This window comes from Enterobacter sp. 22452, from assembly GCF_052045065.1.
Taxonomy (GTDB): domain Bacteria; phylum Pseudomonadota; class Gammaproteobacteria; order Enterobacterales; family Enterobacteriaceae; genus Enterobacter; species Enterobacter mori.
The window spans coordinates 127,272-147,887 of record NZ_JBQEOB010000009.1 but is presented as its reverse complement, the minus strand read 5'-3'; the positions used below and the strand labels follow the sequence as shown (position 1 = coordinate 147,887).

Below are 20,616 nucleotides of genomic sequence, written 5' to 3'. Positions count from 1 at the left end.
GTTACACCAGCGCCTGAATCAGCCCGGCAAGCAGGTCAAACCCGGTGGCCATCAGGCGCTCAAAGAACGGGGCCAGCGTTTCGGCAATCAGGAACAATGCCAGCATGCCGAAGGTGAGCGTCAGCGGGAAGCCGATCACAAAGATGGAGAGCTGGGGCGTCAGGCGGTTTAACAGCCCGAGGATAAAGTTGATGCACAGCAGCAGGGCAATAATCGGCAGCCCCAGCATCAGCCCCTGGCTGAAGATAATCCCCGCATGGGTGACCAGGTACATAAACCCGCCCGCATGCAGCGGCGTGGCGTCAACCGGCAGCGTCTGGAAAGTGTCCGCCAGCACGGCCAGCAGCCAGAGATGACCGTTAAAGGCGAGGAACAGCAGCGTCACCAGCAGGTTGAGAAAACGCGAGATCACCGGGCTGTTCCCGGCGCCGGGGTCAAAGAAGGTGGCGAACGACAGCCCCATCTGCATGCCGATGATCTCACCGGCCATGCGCACGGCGGTAAACAGCAGTTGCAGCGTCAGCCCCATCGCCACACCGATAATCACCTGTTTGGCCAGCACCCAGACCCCTTCCCAGGAGTAAAGCCCCACCTGCGTTTCGGGCTGCGTGCCGCCAATCAGGATCGCCGTCAGCAGCGCCAGACACGCGCGCAGCCGGGCGCTGATCGCCTTTTCGCCAAATACAGGGGCAACGTGCAGCAGCGCGGCAATGCGCACCATAATAAAAAAGTAGTGGCTGACCAGCCCGTAGAGCTGGTCGAGGGGAAGTCCGAAGGCCATCAGCCGATCACGTAGGGAACGCTGGCGAACACCGCGCGGGTGTATTCAATGAAGATTTTCATCATCCACGGGCCAAGCGCCACCGCGACGCCGACAATCATCAGGATTTTCGGGATGAAGGTCATGGTCATTTCGTTGACCTGAGTGGCAGCCTGCAAAATACTGATGATCAGACCGATGACCAGCGCGGCCACCAGCATCGGGGCTGACACCATCAGCCCCACCTTGATCGCCTGCATACCAATCACCATTACGCTTTCCGGGGTCATGGGTCTCTCCTAACTGTAAAAGCTTTGCGCCAGCGAGCCCACCAGCAGCTGCCAGCCATCCACCAGCACAAACAGCATCAGCTTGAACGGCAGCGCAATGGTGGTCGGCGGAACCATCATCATCCCCAGCGCCATCAGAATGCTGGCGACCACCAGATCGATAATCAGGAACGGAATAAAGATGGTGAAGCCAATCTGGAACGCGGTTTTCAGCTCGCTGGTGATAAATGCAGGCACCAGAATGCTGAGCGGCACCTCTTCCGGCGAGGCGATATCCGGCGTCTTCGCGATACGGGCGAACATCGCCAGATCGCTTTCGCGCGTCTGGTCGAGCATGAACGCACGCAGCGGTTTCACCCCTTCGGTGAGCGCCACCTCCATGGTGATTTTGTTTTCCTGCAGCGGCTGCCAGGCCTTTTCGTAGATCTGGCTGAACACCGGAGACATGACAAAAAAGGTCAAAAATAGCGACAGCCCCACCAGCACCTGGTTTGGCGGCGCGGTAGGCGTGCCCAGCGCGTTACGCATCAGCCCCAGCACAATGATGATGCGGGTAAACCCGGTCATCATCAGCAGCACGGCGGGGATAAAGGTAAAGCCGCTTAGCAGCAGCAGGGTTTGTACCGGCAGCGTCCAGCCGCCTCCGCCGGAAGGCTGGCCGAGGGTGATGTCACCGTTGGCCGCCAGCGCACCGGCGGCGGGTAGCATCAGGCCGAGCGCCAGCAGCAGACGAATGCTCACTGCTCACCTCCCGGACGGTATTTCTGACGCAGCTTTTCCAGCATCAGCGGAAAGGTCGCCGCGGGCGCGGAGGTCTGCGGGGCATTTTCCGGGCGCGCCTGCGTGGCGAGGCAGGTAATCTGCGAGGCGGTAACGCCCAGCACCAGACGCTGCTCGCCCACGTCAACCAGCACCAGACGCTCGCGCGGCCCGAGCGACTGGGTTGCGACCAGGGTCATGTTGCCCTGGGCGTCGTTCAGCCGACGCGCCAGCCCGCTGCGGCGGGCGGCCCAGGCCATCACCACCATCAGCAGGATAATCAGGGCCAGCGCGCCGCTGACCATCATCAGCACCGAGCCGGTGGCCGGGAGGGAGTCAGTAGCGTTCATCAGCGGCTCAGGCGATGCATGCGCTCAGACGGGGTGATGATATCCGTAATGCGGATGCCGAATTTATCGGACACCACCACCACTTCGCCCTGCGCAATCAGGTAACCGTTGATCAGGATATCCAGCGGTTCACCCGCCAGGCCGTCCAGCGACACCACCGAGCCCTGGCTTAAGCGCAGCAGCTCTTTGATGGTCATTTTTGTGCGTCCCAGCTCCACGGTCATTTTTACCGGGATATCCAGGATCAGGTTCATCTCGTCAGAAAATTGCGGTGCAGCCATGGTGTCGGTAATTCCCGCCGCGTGCTGTTCGGTCATGGCATCACCCCAAAGATTATCGATGGACTGATCGTCAGAACCCGATGAGGTGTTCATATCGCTCATGGGGAAATTACTCCTTGTTTAATGAAAGTAATGAAGGCTGAATCATCTGCTCGACCTTCAGGGCATATTGGTTATTGACGGCACCGTAGCGGGCCGTGAAGACTGGTACGCCGCCGATGCTGGCTTCGATAAACTCCTGCTTGTCCAGCGAGATCACATCGCCTTTTTTCATCTGCATCACGTTAGAGAGTCGGGTGCCGATATCGGCGAAACGCGCCGTCAGCTCCAGCTCTGTTTCCCGCATCTGGCTTGCCAGCAGGCCGCGCCAGTGGGAGTCCTCATGGCGTGAGTTGTCCATCGGCGGGTTACTCAGCAGCTCGCGCAGCGGCTCGATGGTGCTGAAGGGAATACAGATGTTGAACTCCCCGCGGTGCGAACCGATCTCCACCGAAAACGGCGTGGTGACGACCACATCGTTTGGCGACGAGGTGATGTTGGTGAACTTCACCTGAATTTCAGAGCGGATGTACTCCGTTTTGATTTTATAGATCGAACTCCAGGCAAATTCGTACGCCTCGCGCGCCATCGACAGCATGCGGTGGATCACGCGCTGCTCGGTGGGCGTAAACTCGCGGCCGTCAGCCTTGGTCGGGAAACGACCATCGCCGCCGAACAGGTTATCCACGGCCATAAACACCAGCCCCGGCGAGAACGCCATCAGCGACGTACCGCGCAGCGGGTTAAGGTGCAGCAGGTTCAGGTTTGTCGGCACCGGCAGGTTGCGCGCAAACTCGTGATACGGCTGGATCTTAATGTTCCCCGCCGTAATGTCCGGGCTACGGCGCAGCAGGTTAAACAGCCCCATACGGAACTGACGCGCAAAACGTTCGTTAATAATTTCCAGCGAATGCAGACGCTCGCGAATGACCCGGCGCTGGGTATGCGGATCGTAAGGTTTGACTCCCGCGTCTGCGCCGTTTTTATGATGTTCGCTGTTGCTCTCCGCATCGGCGTTTAGCAACCGGTCGATCTCATCCTGAGATAAAAAGCTGTCAGCCATAATAATTACCGCAGAATAAATTCGTTAATAAGCACGTCAGTGACGCGAATGGACTGGTTAAATGCCAGCGGTTTAGCCAGCTCGCTCTGAATATTACTCATCAGGCGACGCTTGCCCTCATCCGTTGATAACTCTTCATAGGTCTGATGGGTTAACAACATAAATAAGCGGCTGCGATATTCCGGCAAATATTTTTCCAGCACCGTCAGCGACTGCTGTTCAGCCACCCGAATAGACAGGCCGAGATACAGCACCCGATCCGATTCATTCGCCGTGGGTTTCAGGCTCACGGTGAAGGTATTCATCGAGGCGTACAGCGGCTCAACCTGCACCGGTGCAGGGGGCACGCTGACCCCCTCTTCCGCAACGGCAACGGCCGGTTTCGCGAATTTCATTTCCCAGAACAGGTATCCGGAAAATCCGCACGCCGCAACGGCAGTCAAAAACATGAACGTCATCAGAAGCGAGCGAGGCCCTCCGCCGCTGGCGACCTTTTTATTTTTATTACTCATTGAACGTACACCTGATAAATAAGAGAGGGCAGCGTACTACCCTCGGGTCAATATGGCGGACATTGTAGTCCATATAATCATCCTGATAATCAGGCGATAAAATTTCATTCCTGAAGCTAATTCACCCTTTCAGGCAAAGGTATTAATTCCGTATATATTTCCGGGGGTGGTGGTTAATAAAGTCGGCACGATCTCCTCTTCAACCAACGGTTCTTCCCCTTCCTGTGCGCCGTGCTCATCCCCCGATGCGTTCTGGCCCTGCTCACCGGCGGCGAACGGCTGCCCTTCCGCGCTCACGTTCGCCTGGCCGAGCTGAATACCCGATTCCGCCATCGCGGCGCGCAGCTGCGGCATGGCCTGCTCCATGGCGTGACGAATGTGGGCATGTTCGCTGACGATATGGATCTGCGCCTGATCCTGCTGCATGCGCAGGGAGATCTGCAGCGACCCCAGCTCTTCCGGATGCAGGCGGATCTCCGCACTGTGCAGCCCGTTACGGCTAAAGATAGCGATATGCTGACTGACCGACTGCTTCCACTCCGGCGTTTCCGGCGGATGGTTGACGGTGACAACCTGCTGCGGTGCATGCGCCACGCTGGTGCGCACGGCGGCAGGCAGCGCCACGGCGCTCACCGAGGAGGTCGCAGACATTTCAGTCGTGACCAACGCCTCACTACTCACCGGTGCTGCGGGCTGCGCCATCAGCGGCGCGGCATTTGCCGCAGGGGTGTTATCGGCGGCGACCATCAGGGGAGAAACCGTCTTTTCTGAGGCGGCAATGTTGCCGCCCACTACGCCATTCGCAGGCTTAACCGGCTCTGCCCCGGTAGCGCTGCGGGTCACCAGCTGTTGCAGCTGCCACTGCGGGCTCTCTTCACCCTCGCCGTCGGTGAGTGCAACGCCTTTCAGGGCCTCTGTCAGCCCCGGCGTCGCCGTTAGCAGCAGACCGTCAGCCTCCGTTACGGGTACGTCTCCGGTCAGCTGTTCAGGCAGTAAATCCGCAGGCAAGCCCGCCCCTGTCAGCGCGGCTTGCGGCAGTGCTGCCAGCGCCTGGGGGTCAATCCCCGGGAAAAGCTGCGCCAGTTCAGCCAGCTTGTCATCCAGCGCCAGGCTGAAGCCTTCGTCGGAGAGCAACCCGGCCTTCGGTTTGCCCTGCGCTCCGCTACCCAGTAACAGGGCGGCAATATCAATGTTCATAGCCTTTCTCTCTTTTGTCCGGCACGCTGAGCAAATTCATCCATCAGCTTTTGTTCATGTCGGCTTTGAACCAACGCCTGCGCCGTCGCCCGGCGTTCAATCAGGGTTTCAAACGCGTTCAGGTGCTGCTTGTTCTGCACCCAGTTCTGCTTCACCTGGTCTACCGCCTTTTCGCAGGCGTTGACGTGGCCTTCCTGCTGCTTCACCACCTGCTTCAGCGACAAAATGAACGACTGGTGATTGACCAGATCCGCCACAGACATGCCGCCGCCCATCATCCCCTGACGCAGGGACTGCTGGTACTCCTGCTCGTAGTGCTGCAGCTGTTCGTGCTGGGTCATTGCCTGCTGGAGCTGCTGCTGTGCCCCGCCCAGCGCGCGGGTGGTCTCGGTCAGCGTCTCTTGCGCCATATCGCGCAGCAGCGTCATCGGGTTTTTCACGTTCATCGCGCCTCCGGGTTAGTCCTTAATATCCGGGAAGAGCCCGGACAGGGCGCGAACGGCGTCGTCATAGCCGCTGCGCTCGTGGATCGCCTGGTGGAGGAACGCCTCCAGCGACGGGTATTTATCAATAGCCTGATCCAGCATCGCGTCGCTCCCTTTGACGTACGCGCCCACGCTGACCAGATCGCGGTTGCGCTGATACGCGGAAAGCAGCTGTTTAAAACGTTGCACCTTGCGGTACTGGGCATGCGGAATTAGCTCGGTCATGGCGCGACTGATCGAGGCTTCAATATCGATAGCCGGGTAGTGACCCGCCTCGGCAAGACGACGCGACAGCACGATATGGCCGTCGAGGATCGCTCGCGCGGAGTCGGCAATCGGATCCTGCTGATCGTCCCCTTCGGTGAGCACGGTATAAAACGCGGTGATCGAGCCGCCCCCCTTCACGCCGTTACCGGTGCGTTCGACCAGCGCGGGCAGGCGGGCAAAGACCGACGGCGGATAGCCTTTGGTCGCGGGCGGTTCACCAATCGCCAGGGCCACTTCACGCTGCGCCATGGCGTAACGGGTCAGGGAGTCCATGATCAGCAACACGTTGAGGCCGCGCTCGCGAAAATCTTCCGCGATGCGCGTCGCGTAAACGGCCCCCTGCATACGCAAAATCGGCGACACGTCAGCCGGGGCGGCGACAACCACTGCACGCGCCAGCCCCTGCTCGCCGAGGATATTCTCGATAAAATCTTTCACCTCGCGGCCACGCTCGCCAATCAGCCCCACCACGATGACGTCAGCGGTGGTAAAACGGGCCATCATGCCGAGCAGCACGCTTTTGCCGACGCCGGAACCGGCGAACAGGCCCATACGCTGCCCGCGTCCTACCGTCAGCAGGCCGTTGATGGCGCGCACGCCAACGTCGAGCACGTTTTTGATCGGGTCGCGATGCAGCGGATTGAGCGTCGGGGTAAACAGCCCCGCCGCCGGTTTCCCTGGCGCGGGACGGCCATCCAGCGGACGGCCCTGCGCGTCCAGCACGCGGCCCAGCAGGTGCGGGCCCACGGGCAGCTGTTTGCCCGCGTGATTGTCTGTTTGCAGGGCGTAAATGCGCGCCCCCGGCAGAATGCCGTCGACATGCTCCAGCGGCATCAGGAACAGCGTCTGGCCGTTAAAGCCCACCACTTCGCTCTCCACCGGGATAATCCCCAGTTCCGTCTGGCGCTCGACGATACACAGGGCACCGATCGGCAGCTTCAGCCCCACGGCTTCCATCACCAGACCGGTGGCGCGCGTCAGCTTGCCGTACTGGCGAAAATCAGGCACCTGCGTCAGTTTCTCTTCCACCCGGTCGAGCGCCGACAGCCATTTTTTTAGCTGCTGGCTCATTGCGAGAGCTCCTCGCGCGCCAGCTGGCAGAGCGCCTGCCAGCGGGTTTCCATGCTGGCGTCCACCTCCACATCCGGGGAGACCACCCGGCAGCCCCCGGCGGCCAGGCTGGCGTCGCGATGCAGCTCCCAGCCCGCGGCGGCAAGCGTCTCACCGAGCGCCGCCTGCATGGCGTCAAACGCCTCCGGGCTGACATACAGCTGGATGGTGCCATGCAGCAGCGCGTCCTGCTGCATCAGGCTGCGGATCTGCGTCACCAGCGCATGGTTATCTGCGATGCGGGAGGTGCCGTAGAGCTGCTGCACCGCCGTCAGGGACAACTGCACCAGACGCGCGGGGATCAGCCCTTCGAGGTTTTCCAGCGCCAGCTTAAAGTTGCTGACCCACTGCCCGGCCTCGCGCAGCACGGCCTGCTGCTCAGCGCTCGCCTGTTCGACGCCCTGGGCAAACCCGGCGTCGCGACCCTCTTTCAGCCCCGCTTCATAGCCCTGCTTGCGCCCCTCTTCCTGGCCCTCTCGCTGCCCCTGGGCAAACCCCTGCTGTTCCGCCTGCTTGCGCAGACGCGCCAGCTCGGCTTTCAGCTGCGCCTCAGACTGGGTGTTGTCCAGCGTCGGCAGCGGGGTGTCCAGCGGTTCACCCAGCAGGTTTTCAGGTTGCCAGGCGCGCCACCCGGTGGCGTTATGTTCATCAAATGTAGGCATCGTCGCTGCCCCCAATCAGGATCTCGCCGGACTCGGCCAGACGACGCACCACGTTGAGAATGTTTTTCTGTTCGGCTTCGACCTGCGACAGACGCACCGGACCACGGGAGGCCAGATCGTCGGTCATCAACTCGGCCTGACGGCGCGACATGTTGCGGAAGAACTTCATGCGCAGCGGCTCGTCGGCCCCTTTCAGCGCAACGATCAGCGTATCGCCCTCGATCTCCTGCAGCAGGCGCTGGATGCTGCGGTCTTCCACATCCACCAGGTTTTCGAACAGGAACATCTCGTCGATGATCTTCTGCGCCAGCTCGCCGTCGAACTCGCGCACCGCCTCGATGGCTGCCTCTTCCTGCTGAGATTTCATCAGGTTGAGGATCTCGGCCGCCGGACGGACACCGCCCATTTTGCTGCGCTTGAGGTTCTGACCGTGGAGCAGGTTGTTAAGCACTTCCGTCAGCTCCTGCAGCGCGGCAGGCTGTACGCCGCCGAAGGTGGCGATACGCAGCATGATGTCGTTACGCTCGCGATCGTCGAATTTGCCCAGCACGTCCGCCGCCTGGTTACGCTTAAGGTGGACCAGGATGGTGGCGATGATCTGCGGATGCTCTTCGCGGATAAGGTCGAACACCGCCTGCGGATCCATAAAGTTGAGCGTTTCGATGCCGTTGGTGCCCTGATGGGTATCCAGCAGGTCTTCCAGCAGCGAGGAGGCGCGCTCTTCGCCCAGCGCCTTGACCAGCACGCTGCGCAGGTAGTCGTTGGTATTGAGGCTGAGCGCCGCATATTCGCTGGAGTCTTTCTTAAACTCCTCCAGCACCATGGCCATCTGATCGTGGGTGAAGCCCGCCATGTTGACCATGGAGCCACTGATCTGCTTCACCTCGTGGGCGTTGAGGTGCTTGAACACCTCCGCAGCCAGGACATCTCCCAGCGTCAGCATGACGATGGCGCTTTTTTCTGAGGCATTCATTATTTCGGCTCCTTACTCATCCACTGGCGGATCACCAGGGCAATAACGCGCGGTTCCTGCTCTGCCAGCTCACGCAGCTGCTGACCATTGAGCTCTGTATCCACTTTCTGCTGCGCGCGGTCGCGGGACTGTTTCTCGGCGGCGCGTTTTTTCGCAGCAAGCTCTTCTTCCCGCGCCTCTTTTTCCATCTCCAGGCGACGGATGGTGGTCTCCTGATGGCGCACCCAGGCAGGCTGTACCAACTTGCGCCACATCACCCAGCCGATAATGGCGATGACCAGATAGCGTGCGATAGCCATCAGCAGCGCATAGAAACGATCCTGCTCCCAGAACGGCGGAACCGGCTCTTCCACCACGCCGTTAAAGGCGGAGTTGAGGATGTTGACGCTGTCACCGCGCGCGGCGTTGTAGCCAATCGCCTCTTTCACCAGCGCGTTAATGCGGGTCAGTTCGGCCTCGCTAATCGGCCCCGGCTTGCCCTCTTCCCCCTGCGGCAGGTGGTTGATCACCACCGCCACGGATAAACGCTGAATGCGTCCGGCATTGGATTTGGTGTGGGTCAGGGTGCGATCCACCTCAAAGTTGGTGGTCTCATCGCTGCGGTTGTTGTACGGCTGAGCAGGCTCGCGGTTTGCGCTGTTGCCGGTGGCGTTCTCTTTTTTGTCGTCCGCCGGGGTGTTCAGCGGCTGGGTGATAGGCGCGGTCGCCGGTGCGGGAGGCGTATTGCTCAGCGCTCCCGGTACGCCGCTGGCGCCACGGCGATTCCCCTGCTCAGCCAGACTTGACTGACGGCTGCGGATCGCCATTTTTTCAGGGTCGCTGTTTGGCTGGTACTGCTCCAGGGTCTGCTCCTGCTCGGTGAAATCCATCTGCGCGGTGACCTGAGCGCGGATGTTTTCGTCCCCCACCAGCGGGGCCAGAATGCGCTGGATGCGCTGCTGGTAGTCGCTCTCGATTTCATTGGTGTATTTCAGGTGCGCCGTCTGCAGACCGCGCAGGCCGCTTTGGGTCAGCAGGTTGCCGCGCTGATCGACAATGGTCACGCTCTCTGCCGCTAGCCCGGTCACTGCGCTGGAGATAAGATGGGTGATGGCCACCACCTGGCTGTCGTCCAGGGTGCGGCCCTGCAGCAGGTTAACGGTGACGGACGCGGTCGGTTTCTTCTGTTCGCGAACAAACATCGACGGTTTCGGCGTGGCCAGATGCACGCGCGCGCTCTGGATCGGGCCGAGATTTTCAATGGTGCGCGCCAGCTCGCCTTCGAGTGCGCGCTGGTAGTTCACCTGCTCGGTGAACTGGCTGACGCCAAACTTTTCCTGATCGAGCAACTCAAAGCCCACCGAGCCGCCCTTCGGCAGCCCCTGCTGGGCCAGCTTCATGCGCACCTCATGCACCTGCGAGCCCGGCACCATGATCACGCCGCCCGGCGTATCGATACGGTAAGGGACGTTGAGCTGAGACAGCTGCGCCACGATGGCGCCGCCTTCTTCATCACTGATATTACTGAACAGCACCCGGTAATCCGGCTCCTTTGCCCAGAACATGAGCGCGATGATGACGGATAGCGCCGCAGCGCCGCAAATCACCAGCAAAAGCTTCGGGCTACCGCGAAGGGAGGACAGCATCGATTTAATTCGCTCTGCCGGATTGTTGGTTAACTCATTTAGTGTGGCACTCATGCCGTATTCCTGTATGAAATAGCACGCATCCGCGATGCGCGTCAGCTCACGAAATTCGCGAGAGTGATGTCGACGATTTCAAAAATATAAGAATTTTTCAGGCGGGCATTATCATCTGAAAGGCGTTTTTTTTAAGGATAAATAAGCTCAAAGTTCTGTCGGCTTATTGGATTTTCTGAGGTTTTTAAACACGTGTTAAGCTGTCGACGTTTAAAAGATGTGCAATAAACAGTGGCTTTTATCCCATTAATCAGGAATTGAAAAATGTCAGCGACATTAATGCGTGGCGTACTCGATCAAATACAAACCCAGGCGCAGCAGGTCAGCGGCCCGTCTAACCAGCGGCACACCTCGCGCGGCGACGCCCCCTCCTTTTCTGACGTTTTATTTAACAGCATTAACGAAATAAATAAAACCCAGGTTGAGGCAAAAAGCAAAACACAGCAGTGGATGTCCGGAAGTAGCGATATTGCCCTGAATGACGTAATGCTGGCGATGCAAAAATCTTCTATTTCATTCAGCTTTGGTATGCAGGCGCGAAATAAGATGATTGGCGCGTATCAGGAAATAATGAATACCCCGGTGTAAGGTCTGCCCCCTTCTATGAGTGAAATTAACAGCACGCCTGCACGCTTATCCCTGAATACGCTTTCTCTGACTGACAGCGAATTACAGCGTGTCGGGAAATTAATCTATAAGCGTGCCGGCATTGTCGTCAACGCGCAAAAGCGAGAGATGATTTTTAATCGTCTCTCTCGTCGCGTGCGCACGCTGGGGCTGGCCACGTTCAGCGAGTATATCGGCCTTCTTGAGTCGCACTCTGAGCACCCGGAATGGCAGAACTTTATCAACGCGCTGACCACCAACCTGACCTCCTTTTTCCGCGAGGCGTATCACTTCCCGATCCTCGCGGAACATGCACGCCAGCGCGCTAGCGGCTATCGCGTCTGGTGTACCGCCGCCTCAACGGGGGAAGAGCCCTGCTCTATCGCCATGACGCTTAACGAGCAGCTTGGCGCGTCGGTGGCCGGACCGCGCATCTGGGCGTCGGATATCGACACCGAGGTGCTGGCAAAAGCCGAAGCGGGCGTTTACCGACTGAGCGATCTGGACGCGCTGACGCTGGCGCAAAAGCGCCACTATTTTCTGCGCGGGGCGGGCGACAACAGCGAGTGGGTGAAAGCCCGGCGGGAACTGCTGTCGGCCATTCACTACCAGCAGCTGAATTTACTCGATGAAAAGTGGTCCGTTCCCGGGCCGTTCGACGCCATTTTCTGCCGCAACGTGATGATCTATTTCGACGCGCCGACGCAGCAGCGTCTGCTGCAGCGCTTTGCGCGTCTGCTTAAGCCGGGTGGCCTGCTGTTTGTCGGCCATTCGGAACACTTTAACCACCCACATATTCCGCTGCGCCTGCGGGGGCAGTCTGTGTATGAACTGACGGAGGCCACACGGTGAAGGCGATTCGTGTGCTGGCGGTCGATGATTCCGCCCTGATGCGTAACATGCTCAGCGCGGTGGTCAATCAGCAGCCTGATATGGAAATGGTCGGCACGGCGCCGGACGCGTTTATCGCGCGCGAGCTGATTAAACAGCTTAACCCGGACGTGCTGACGCTGGATATCGACATGCCGCGAATGGACGGGCTGGAGTTTCTCTCCCGTCTTATGCGTCTTCGCCCGATGCCGGTGATTATGGTCTCCTCCCTGACCACCCGCGGCTCGAAAGCCACTATGACCGCGCTGGAGCACGGTGCGGTGGATTTTCTGCCCAAGCCGGAGCACCGCGGCGCAGAGAACATCGACAGCTGGAGCCAGCTGGTGGTGGAGAAGATCCGCATCGCGGCTCGCGCGAAGCTGGCACAGCATAGCGCCGATGCCAGACCGATCCTCGCCGGTATTCCCGTGCGCCAGCAGAGCATCATCGCCATCGGCTCTTCTACGGGTGGTACGGAGGCGCTGCGCCGGGTGCTGATGCCGCTGCCGGCCAGCACGCCGGGGATTGTGATCGCCCAGCACATGCCTGCCGGTTTCACCCACTCTTTCGCCCAGCGACTCGACTCGCTGTGCCAGATTGCGGTGCGTGAAGCGCAGGATGGCGAACCGGTGCGGCCAGGTACCGCTCTGATCGCCCCGGGCGATCGCCACATGGAGGTCATCTGTCAGGACAACGGCTACCGGGTACGGCTTAGCGATGCCCAGCCGGTGAATCGTCATCGTCCGTCGGTGGATGTGCTGTTTGACTCCGTGGCGCGTCAGGCCAGCAAACACGCCAGCGCCGCCCTGCTCACCGGCATGGGCGCGGACGGCGCGCGCGGCCTGCTGCACCTGCGCCAGACCGGTGCCTTTACCCTCGCGCAAAGCGAAGCCACCTGCGTGGTCTTCGGCATGCCGCGTGAGGCGATTGCGCTGGGCGCAGCGAAGAAGGTCGTCGACCTCGACGATATCAGCCAGTGCTTACTGGACAGTTTTCATAAGCATAAATTTTCCAAAACCGACTCACGTTCAGGAGATACCCCCCATGTCGGATAAAAATTTGCGTTTTCTGGTGGTGGACGACTTTGCCACCATGCGACGCATCGTACGAAACCTGCTGCAGGATCTGGGCTACAAGCACATTGACGAGGCCGAAGACGGTCAGGACGCGCTCAACAAGCTGCGCGCCAACGACTTCGATTTCGTCGTCAGCGACTGGAACATGCCCAATATCGACGGGCTGGAGCTGCTGAAAACCATCCGCAGCGATGCGGCGATGTCAAAACTGCCGGTCCTGATGGTGACCGCGGAAGCGAAGAAAGAGAACATCATCGCGGCCGCTCAGGCGGGCGCCAATGGCTACATCGTCAAGCCGTTCACCGCCGCCACGCTGGAAGAAAAGCTCGGCAAAATCTTTGAAAAACTCGGGTAACCCTTATGAACTCCCCGTTAAATATGCAGGCGGATAACGCCACAGAGATTTTTGTTCGCATCGGACAACTGACCCGTCTGCTGCGCGACAGCATGGCGAACCTCGGTCTGGAACAGGCGATCATGGAAGTGGCCGACGCCTTTCCGAACACCCGCGACCGCCTCAACTATGTGGTCGGCAAAACCTCGCAGGCCGCCGATCGCGCGCTGACCAGCGTGGAAGTGGCGCGTCCCCTGCAGGAAGGGCTGAGCGATAGCGCCACCGCGCTGAGCGCCCGCTGGGACGCGTGGTTTGAAAACCCGCAGCCGCTGGATGATGCCCGCGAGCTGGTCAAAGCCACCCGCGCCTTCCTGCACGACGTGCCGGAGAAGACTCAGCAGACCAACCGTCAGCTGACCGAAATCATGATGGCGCAGGATTTCCAGGATCTCACCGGTCAGGTGCTGCAAAGCCTGATGCACGTGATTGAGACCGTTGAGAAAGAGCTTATCAGCGTACTGGTGGAAAACATGAACGAACGCGACGCCAGCGCCGCCGCCGGTGATGCGCATCTGAAGAACGGTCCGCAGATCGATACCCGCGCCGAGGGCATTGTGGCGTCTCAGGAGCAGGTGGACGATCTGCTGGAGTCACTCGGCTTCTAATCCCGCCGGGCAAATGTCATGTCAGAACAAAACGACAGCGAAAAAACAGAAGACCCCACACCCCACCGAAAGCAAAAAGCGCGCGAAGAGGGACAGGTTCCCCGATCGCGCGAGCTGACGAGCGTCCTGATGCTGCTGGCAGGCTGGGGGTTGCTGCTGGTGGCGGGCGGCTGGCTGGCAAAACAGCTGCAGCACCTGCTGCACAACGGCTTAACGTTTGACCGGCTGTTAGTCAGCGACCCGCAGCAGATGCTGCATCACGCCGGATCGCTGCTGGGGATCGCCTTTCTGGCCCTGCTGCCGTTCGTGGGTGGGCTGTTTTTGACCGCCGTCGCCACGCCGTCGCTGATTGGCGGCCTGAATATGAGCGCCAAAGCCCTCAAATTTAACGTCAAAAAGCTCAACCCGATCAGCGGCATCAAGCGTCTTTTTTCCGCGCAGATGGTGTCGGAGATGGTGAAGAGCATTCTGAAGGTGACCCTTGCAGGCATCGGCGGCGGGCTGTTTTTGTGGTTCAACAAAGGGAAATTTATCAGCCTGATGTATGAACCGCTGCGCATGGCGCTGGGCGACATCAGCGCCCTGCTGATGGGCTGCATGCTGGTCATTATTTTATCGCTGATCCCGATGGTGGCGTTCGACGTGGTTTACCAGCTCTGGAGCAACTTTAAAAAGCTGCGCATGAGCCTGAAGGAAATCAAAGACGAATTCAAAAATCAGGAAGGCGACCCGCTGATCAAAAGCAAGATTCGTCAGCTGCAGCGGCAGATGGCGCAGCAGCGAATGATGACGGATGTTCCCACCGCCGACGTGGTGGTGAATAACCCGACCCACTATTCGGTCGCCCTGAAGTATCAGGAAGGCGCCATGGGCGCGCCGATGGTAGTTGCCAGCGGTAGCGGGCTGGTTGCCCTGCGCATCCGCGAACTGGCCGAAGAGAACCGGGTCCCTATGCTTGAGGCGCCGCCGCTGGCGCGCGCCCTGTATCGCCATTGTGAACCCGGCACACCGGTTCCCGCCGAGCTGTACAGCGCGGTGGCGGAAGTGCTGGCCTGGGTTTATGGCCTTAAGCGCTGGCGCAAGGGCTATGGCCTGCGTCCGCTGACACCTAAAGATCTTCCCGTTCCGGCGGGGATGGATTTTGCACAAGAGAGTAGAGAGTGATGGCCAATATCGCCACCAAATTACGATTACCCAACATGAAGGAAACCCAGTGGCAGGTGCTGGCCGGGCCGGTGCTGATCATGACCATCCTGGCGATGATGATCCTGCCGCTGCCGACCTTTGTGCTTGACCTGCTGTTTACCTTCAACATCGTGCTGTCGATCATGATCCTGCTGGTCGCCATGTTTACCCAGAACACGCTGGAGTTTTCGGCGTTCCCGACGGTGCTGCTGTTCTCCACCCTGCTGCGTCTGGCGCTTAACGTCGCCTCCACGCGCGTGATCCTGATGCACGGCCATACCGGCTCCGATGCGGCAGGCCAGGTGGTGGAAGCCTTCGGCCACTTCCTGGTGGGCGGTAATTTTGCCATCGGTATCATCGTGTTCATCATCCTGATCATTATTAACTTTATGGTGATCACCAAGGGTGCCGGACGTATTGCGGAAGTGGGCGCGCGCTTTTCTCTCGACGGGATGCCGGGCAAGCAGATGGCGATTGACGCCGATCTCAATGCCGGACTGATCGGTGAAGAGGAAGCCAAACGCCGCCGTAAAGAGGTGACGCAGGAGGCGGATTTCTACGGCTCGATGGACGGTGCGAGTAAGTTTGTGCGCGGCGATGCCATCGCCGGGCTGCTGATTATGGCCATCAATATTATTGGTGGTCTGGTGATCGGCGTGATGCAGCACGACATGTCTGCGGGCGTGGCCGGTGAAACCTATACCCTGCTGACCATCGGTGATGGTCTGGTGGCGCAGATCCCGGGCCTGGTGATCTCCACCGCCGCTGGTGTGGTGGTGACCCGCGTCGCCAACGATCAGGACGTGGGCGAGCAGATGGTGGGCCAGCTGTTCACCTCTCCGCGCGTGATTGTGCTGGCGGCGGGCGTCATTGGCCTGCTGGGGCTGATCCCCGGCATGCCTAACTTCGTCTTCCTGCTGTTTACCGCCGCGCTGCTGGGTGTCGCCTGGTGGCTGCGCGGTCGCGAAGGTGAAGCGAAAAAACCCGCGGGCACAATGTCAGATGCCGATGCGGCGGACGCTGACGTGGCGCAGGTGAACGAAGCCACCTGGTCTGATGTACAGATGGAAGATACCCTCGGTCTGGAAGTGGGCTATCGTCTGATCCCGATGGTGGATCACGAGCAGCAGGGCCAGCTGTTGACCCGCGTGCGCGGTATTCGCAAGAAGTTTGCCCAGCAGATGGGCTTCCTCCCCCCTGCCGTGCATATTCGTGACAACCTGGATCTGGCGCCGACGCACTATCGCATTCTGCTTAAAGGCGTCAACATTGGTTCGGGGGAAGTGCAGCCGGATCGCTGGATGGCGATCAACCCTGGCTGCGCCGAGGGCGAGGTTCCCGGCACGCCGTGCACCGAACCCACCTTTGGTCTGCCAGCCCTGTGGATTGACGAGGTCCACCGCGAACTGGCGCAGACGCTGGGCTACACGGTAGTTGACCCGAGTTCAGTCGTCGCAACGCACCTCAACCATCTGATCGCCACCCATACCGAGGAGCTGTTTGGCCGTCAGGAGGCGCAGCAGCTGCTCGACCAGATCACCAAAAACTCGCCGAAACTGGTGGAAGATTTGATCCCGGCGGTCATCAGCCTGACCACGCTGCACAAGGTGCTGCAGAACCTGCTGGCCGAGCGCGTACCGATTCGCGATATGCGCACCATTATCGATACGCTGGCGGAGTTTGCCACCGCCCAGAGCGATGCCGATGAGCTGACCACCCGCGTGCGGGCGCGTCTCTCCCGGGCAATCACCCAGCAGTGGTTCCCGGGCGAGGGCGATATTCAGCTGATTGGTCTGGATCTCTCCCTGGAGCAGCTGTTGATCCAGGCAACCCAGAGCGGCAGCGCAATTGAACCGGGTATTGCTGAAAACCTGATGAAGCAGACCGAGCAGGCGCTGCAGCACCAGGAAGGATTAGGCGCGCCGCCAGTGCTGTTGGTGAACCCGGCTCTGCGCCTGATGCTGTCGCGCTACCTGCGCCGCATCTTCCCGCAGCTGGCGGTCCTTTCCAGCCAAGAGATTAACACCCAGCGCAACGTGCGGATGACATATCTGATTGGGGGTAAAGGATGATAAAAGCAGGGCTTGCGCTGCTTCTGGTTTCGCCGCTGGCGATGGCGGCGGACGGTTCATGGAGCGGCAGCAGCTTCGGCGGCACGATGACCCGTGGACAGGTGGTACTGAAAAGCAAACCGGTGCAAAGCCCCTCTCCCCTGCCCGCTGGCGCAGTGGCTTCGCGCGTACACTGGAAGATTCAGACGGACGGACTCACCCCCGCCGGGTTTCGCATTCGCCTGTGCAGCGCCACCCGCTGCCTGACGCTGCCCGGCTATGCCGGGGAGCTGCCCCTGCCTGTCGGGATGCCGGCAGGCGGACCGTTTCGTTTTGAGTATTATTCCGTGGCGGGAGGTCGCCTCGACACGCCGCTGACCGTGCTGAGTAACCAGGTGACGGTGAGTTATCGTTACCGTTGAAAGTGTGCTTTACCGGCGAACCGGTAAAGCACGCTGCACGGCTTAGAAATCGACGCGCAGACCCACATTCCCCACTACCGGCGACTCGACGTGCTCGCTTTTCGCGTAGCTCGCATCCAGCCAGACCTGGGTTGATGGCGTAATCATCACGCTGAAACCACCCGTAAACTTACCGCCCGTGCCGGTGAAGTCATTGGTAAAGTCGTAGGTCTCGTTAATTCGCGTGCTGCCGTTTTGCACCAGCCCCTGACTCAGCGCCGCCGTCGCATAAGGCATGACCCGAACCTCACCCGCCTCGAGACCAGTGGTTATCCGAAGGCCCACTTGCGCCTGCAGCGAACGTCCGTCACCCGTTTCCGCCGTCATCCCGTTGTTCAGTTTGATGTGCTCAGACGGCGTCATCCAGCCGTCGAGACCCGCAAACGGCGTCAGACGCGTGGCATCGCTCAGAGCGATATGACGGCCCGCTTCCAGACCCAGTCCGTATCCCCAGCTGTTCCATTCTGCACGCGCTGTGCCGCTATCGCTCATGCGGGCGCTCAGCTTGTTAGCAAAATGGTTGATCTGCGCGGAGCCGCTGGTGTACCAACCGTTAGCGGAGTTTAACGTGGCATACAGACCGCCGCCGTAGCTGGTTACCCGGCTCTGGCCGCCACGGGCATGCTTCACCTGGCCAGTTGACTGGCTCAGCCAGGCGCCCGTGGTCAGATCGCCTGCCGCAACGGAGGTCACCTTGTCGCCACCCAGCATCATGCCGTTTTGTTCCAGGCGGTATGCAGAACCCCAGGCACCGTCAACATCACTGCGGCCGTGCAGCACGGTCCCCCACATGCCGGACTGCGGCTGGGCGCGGGTGTCGTCAAGACGCGAGCGCAGGACGTTAAGTTCATTTTCGTGGATAAACTGCGGCGCGGAGGCCATGGAGAGCATCGCATCGGTCGAGGCGGAGGTTGAGCCCGCCTGAACCAGCTCCCAGTTATTGCCGTTACGCACAAGCGTTTGCTGCCAGGCACCGACATCCAGACGACCGCCGTTCAGCGTAAATTCTGCGTCTCCTGCAGCGGTACGCACCAGCGTCAGGGCATCGCTGCTGGTCGCTTCACGACCCGTGGCGGCCACGTGCAGGGTGTGTTTCCCGGTGGCGCTCTCGGTGATATTCAGCAGATCGCCCTGGCCCGTCAGCACGTCGGCATTCATCACAAAATGGCCGTTGCCGGAGAGCGTACCGAGCGTCAGCGTGCCGTAGTCCTCCCCTGCGGCAAACTTCACCGTACCGCCCGCCATGGAGAGCGCCTTGATATCGGAATCTGCCGTCATTTCATAAAGAGAGGAATTATCCAGCGACAGGGAATTGACGTTAATCATGGCACCGGAAAGGTGGCTACCGTTGCCGAGCGCGACGTCAACCACGGCGTTGTCTTCGGCACGGATAGTACCTGCGGCCTGGCTGGCGTTGAGTGACAGGGAAACATCGCTGCCCTTTTTAGCCGTCAGGAGCTCGCCTGTTTCAGAACCGGCGGTGCTGCCATTTCTCAGCTGAATATGTTGAGTTCCACTGTTGACCATGAAAGCAGGGCCTTTCACCGCCCAGACGCTGGAGTCATCAAGACCAACGGTGTTCGTTCCGCTCAGGTATATACCGGACTTATGCCCCTTAATAGTGCTACCGATAAACGTGCCGTTAGTACCGTAAAAATCAACTGCCCCGCTGTACATTTCGTCGTCATTGGCAATAACGCCATTCTCTACAGCGGCCTCACTGCCATACGCCACAAGCTGCTGCGCACGGATTTGCATCGCGACAAGCCGGGCCTCATTCACAATAAGCTGCGTGTCGATTGTGGTATTTCGAAGTTGGGAGTCCCCCATCAACGCCGCGAATTTCACGTTTGCATTATCAATGGTCGCCGTACTGCCAGCGTCTAGCATCAGGTAGCCATTAATTTGTCCGCCGTCCATGACGAAACGACCATCAGAAACGGTCACCTGACCGGCAACCGCGCCCTTTGCTGTGAGCGTCGCGCCATTTTCGACCTGATAGTCTTCATTAACAGGGGAGTTACCATCAATCAGCGTGTCTTTATCGATGAGGGTGGCAGCAGTAGTTGTGCCGGTCGTGCCAAGGAGTGCAACGAGGATCGCCCGGCGCAGGTAAGAGTAAGGATATAACGATTTCATGAATTGCCTTTTTCATTAGGAATAAACAGAGAGGTGTTCCTCTCTGTTTATTCATCGGTGAAAAGACAATCAGCTGAAATTATTCAGCCAGCATAATCTCTTTTTTACGTTCGGCTTTAAACAGAGCAACCTTTCCTTCAACGGTAATCTCCACATGATGAAAATAACGCGTGAGCAGAGAGGCTAACGCCTCTGCGCTGTCGGTTCGGTTAGAAAAGATGCCTTTCTTATTATAAATCTTCATCAGTTTTCGCCCGAAGATATTGTGACCCGCCTCGTCACCCAGAATGGTTGCGCCAAATAAACGCCCTTCTTTTGTTAACGCGCTGCTGGCATGGGCAATCACCTCCGCTTTATCGTGCATTTCGCCGGGCAGGCAGTGGAGCAGATAAAACATCGACACGGAGTCAAATTGCTCTTGAACTTCTGATGGGTAAGGTTCGAATACGTCATGCAATATGGACGCCTTAACCCTGTTTCTGCCCACACGTGCATTCGCCGCCTCAAGACTTGAGATATTCAAATCGAGCAGCGAAATAGTGCAGGAATCTGGCGTATACGTCAGGTAATATCCGGTTCCGACCCCCACATCGAGGTGGTTATTTTTCATGTTATTTCTGAAATGGGGAATAAGATGTCGTTCGGTAGCGCATTTCCAGGCATAGCGGTTGGAAACGCGAAGTACCCACCAGTCATAGAGTTTCAGTGAGAGAGGGGTATAGGCTTTTATCCCGTCACGAGTTTTTGTATTCATCCGATCTCCTGCGCGTTCGGTGCTGTAAAAAAGGCCACGTAACGTGGC

General features: G+C 59.3%; 23 protein-coding genes. 8 read left to right on the top strand and 15 right to left on the bottom strand.

Annotated elements, in window-relative coordinates; translation table 11 throughout:
• Window position 1 precedes the first annotated feature (1 nt).
• The 13 genes from fliR to fliF all read right to left on the bottom strand — a co-directional run bounded on the left by fliR (window position 2) and on the right by fliF (window position 10,427).
• The gene (gene fliR, locus ACTJJA_RS21040) at window positions 2-781 is read right to left on the bottom strand and encodes a flagellar biosynthetic protein FliR (RefSeq protein WP_440669126.1); all 780 of its coding nucleotides are present in this window, start codon (window positions 779-781) and stop codon (window positions 2-4) included.
• Window positions 781-1,050, bottom strand: a complete 270-nt coding sequence (gene fliQ, locus ACTJJA_RS21035) for a flagellar biosynthesis protein FliQ (protein WP_440669125.1) — start codon at window positions 1,048-1,050, stop codon at window positions 781-783. Before fliQ ends, fliR begins: the two co-directional genes overlap by 1 nt.
• 9 nt (window positions 1,051-1,059) lie before the next feature.
• Window positions 1,060-1,758 carry a flagellar type III secretion system pore protein FliP gene (gene fliP / locus ACTJJA_RS21030; protein WP_440669140.1) on the bottom strand — a complete coding sequence of 233 codons (699 nt, stop codon included), beginning with the start codon at window positions 1,756-1,758 and terminating at the stop codon, window positions 1,060-1,062.
• A gap of 29 nt (window positions 1,759-1,787) precedes the next feature.
• Window positions 1,788-2,159: a flagellar biosynthetic protein FliO gene (gene fliO, locus ACTJJA_RS21025; RefSeq protein WP_440669124.1), complete on the bottom strand. Its 372-nt coding sequence runs from the start codon at window positions 2,157-2,159 to the stop codon at window positions 1,788-1,790.
• On the bottom strand, window positions 2,159-2,542 hold the full coding sequence (gene fliN, locus ACTJJA_RS21020; protein WP_046888408.1) for a flagellar motor switch protein FliN: 384 nt from the start codon (window positions 2,540-2,542) through the stop codon (window positions 2,159-2,161). Before fliN ends, fliO begins: the two co-directional genes overlap by 1 nt.
• Before the next feature lie 7 nt (window positions 2,543-2,549).
• Window positions 2,550-3,542, bottom strand: a complete 993-nt coding sequence (gene fliM, locus ACTJJA_RS21015) for a flagellar motor switch protein FliM (protein ID WP_440669123.1) — start codon at window positions 3,540-3,542, stop codon at window positions 2,550-2,552.
• A gap of 5 nt (window positions 3,543-3,547) precedes the next feature.
• Window positions 3,548-4,054, bottom strand: coding sequence for a flagellar basal body-associated FliL family protein (locus ACTJJA_RS21010; protein WP_440669122.1), 507 nt, complete (start codon window positions 4,052-4,054; stop codon window positions 3,548-3,550).
• Between the two features lie 129 nt (window positions 4,055-4,183).
• A complete protein-coding gene (locus tag ACTJJA_RS21005) occupies window positions 4,184-5,251 on the bottom strand; it encodes a flagellar hook-length control protein FliK (protein WP_440669121.1) in 1,068 nt (355 codons plus the stop codon).
• Entirely contained in the window at window positions 5,248-5,697 is a 450-nt protein-coding gene (gene fliJ / locus ACTJJA_RS21000; RefSeq protein ID WP_440669120.1) for a flagellar export protein FliJ, read from the bottom strand. Before fliJ ends, ACTJJA_RS21005 begins: the two co-directional genes overlap by 4 nt.
• 12 nt (window positions 5,698-5,709) lie before the next feature.
• Window positions 5,710-7,074 carry a flagellar protein export ATPase FliI gene (gene fliI / locus ACTJJA_RS20995; RefSeq protein WP_440669119.1) on the bottom strand — a complete coding sequence of 455 codons (1,365 nt, stop codon included), beginning with the start codon at window positions 7,072-7,074 and terminating at the stop codon, window positions 5,710-5,712.
• Window positions 7,071-7,775, bottom strand: coding sequence for a flagellar assembly protein FliH (locus ACTJJA_RS20990; RefSeq protein WP_440669118.1), 705 nt, complete (start codon window positions 7,773-7,775; stop codon window positions 7,071-7,073). Before ACTJJA_RS20990 ends, fliI begins: the two co-directional genes overlap by 4 nt.
• Window positions 7,762-8,748, bottom strand: a complete 987-nt coding sequence (gene fliG, locus ACTJJA_RS20985) for a flagellar motor switch protein FliG (protein ID WP_440669117.1) — start codon at window positions 8,746-8,748, stop codon at window positions 7,762-7,764. The genes ACTJJA_RS20990 and fliG overlap by 14 nt, the downstream gene beginning before the upstream one ends.
• The gene (gene fliF, locus ACTJJA_RS20980; RefSeq protein WP_440669116.1) at window positions 8,748-10,427 is read right to left on the bottom strand and encodes a flagellar basal-body MS-ring/collar protein FliF; all 1,680 of its coding nucleotides are present in this window, start codon (window positions 10,425-10,427) and stop codon (window positions 8,748-8,750) included. Before fliF ends, fliG begins: the two co-directional genes overlap by 1 nt.
• A gap of 264 nt (window positions 10,428-10,691) precedes the next feature.
• Between fliF and fliE the strand changes: the two genes are divergently transcribed.
• The 8 genes from fliE to ACTJJA_RS20940 are packed head-to-tail and all read left to right on the top strand — an operon-like array spanning window position 10,692 to window position 17,636.
• Window positions 10,692-11,015, top strand: a complete 324-nt coding sequence (gene fliE / locus ACTJJA_RS20975; protein WP_134347999.1) for a flagellar hook-basal body complex protein FliE — start codon at window positions 10,692-10,694, stop codon at window positions 11,013-11,015.
• A 15-nt stretch (window positions 11,016-11,030) separates the two neighbouring features.
• Window positions 11,031-11,885, top strand: a complete 855-nt coding sequence (locus ACTJJA_RS20970) for a CheR family methyltransferase (RefSeq protein WP_394146020.1) — start codon at window positions 11,031-11,033, stop codon at window positions 11,883-11,885.
• Window positions 11,882-12,958 carry a protein-glutamate methylesterase/protein-glutamine glutaminase gene (locus ACTJJA_RS20965; protein ID WP_440669115.1) on the top strand — a complete coding sequence of 359 codons (1,077 nt, stop codon included), beginning with the start codon at window positions 11,882-11,884 and terminating at the stop codon, window positions 12,956-12,958. The genes ACTJJA_RS20970 and ACTJJA_RS20965 overlap by 4 nt, the downstream gene beginning before the upstream one ends.
• Window positions 12,948-13,334: a chemotaxis response regulator CheY gene (gene cheY / locus ACTJJA_RS20960; RefSeq protein WP_440669114.1), complete on the top strand. Its 387-nt coding sequence runs from the start codon at window positions 12,948-12,950 to the stop codon at window positions 13,332-13,334. The genes ACTJJA_RS20965 and cheY overlap by 11 nt, the downstream gene beginning before the upstream one ends.
• Before the next feature lie 5 nt (window positions 13,335-13,339).
• Entirely contained in the window at window positions 13,340-13,978 is a 639-nt protein-coding gene (gene cheZ, locus ACTJJA_RS20955) for a protein phosphatase CheZ (protein ID WP_440669113.1), read from the top strand.
• An 18-nt stretch (window positions 13,979-13,996) separates the two neighbouring features.
• Window positions 13,997-15,142: a flagellar biosynthesis protein FlhB gene (gene flhB / locus ACTJJA_RS20950; RefSeq protein ID WP_440669112.1), complete on the top strand. Its 1,146-nt coding sequence runs from the start codon at window positions 13,997-13,999 to the stop codon at window positions 15,140-15,142.
• Complete coding sequence (gene flhA / locus ACTJJA_RS20945) at window positions 15,142-17,235, top strand: flagellar biosynthesis protein FlhA (protein ID WP_440669139.1); 2,094 nt, start codon at window positions 15,142-15,144, stop codon at window positions 17,233-17,235. Before flhB ends, flhA begins: the two co-directional genes overlap by 1 nt.
• Window positions 17,232-17,636: a flagellar protein FlhE gene (locus tag ACTJJA_RS20940; protein ID WP_440669111.1), complete on the top strand. Its 405-nt coding sequence runs from the start codon at window positions 17,232-17,234 to the stop codon at window positions 17,634-17,636. The genes flhA and ACTJJA_RS20940 overlap by 4 nt, the downstream gene beginning before the upstream one ends.
• A gap of 42 nt (window positions 17,637-17,678) precedes the next feature.
• Here the strand turns inward: ACTJJA_RS20940 and ACTJJA_RS20935 are convergent, their stop codons facing one another.
• Window positions 17,679-19,814 carry an autotransporter outer membrane beta-barrel domain-containing protein gene (locus ACTJJA_RS20935; RefSeq protein ID WP_440669110.1) on the bottom strand — a complete coding sequence of 712 codons (2,136 nt, stop codon included), beginning with the start codon at window positions 19,812-19,814 and terminating at the stop codon, window positions 17,679-17,681.
• Window positions 19,815-19,893: 79 nt separating this feature from the next.
• Window positions 19,894-20,568 carry a class I SAM-dependent methyltransferase gene (locus ACTJJA_RS20930; RefSeq protein ID WP_440669109.1) on the bottom strand — a complete coding sequence of 225 codons (675 nt, stop codon included), beginning with the start codon at window positions 20,566-20,568 and terminating at the stop codon, window positions 19,894-19,896.
• Window positions 20,569-20,616 lie beyond the last annotated feature (48 nt).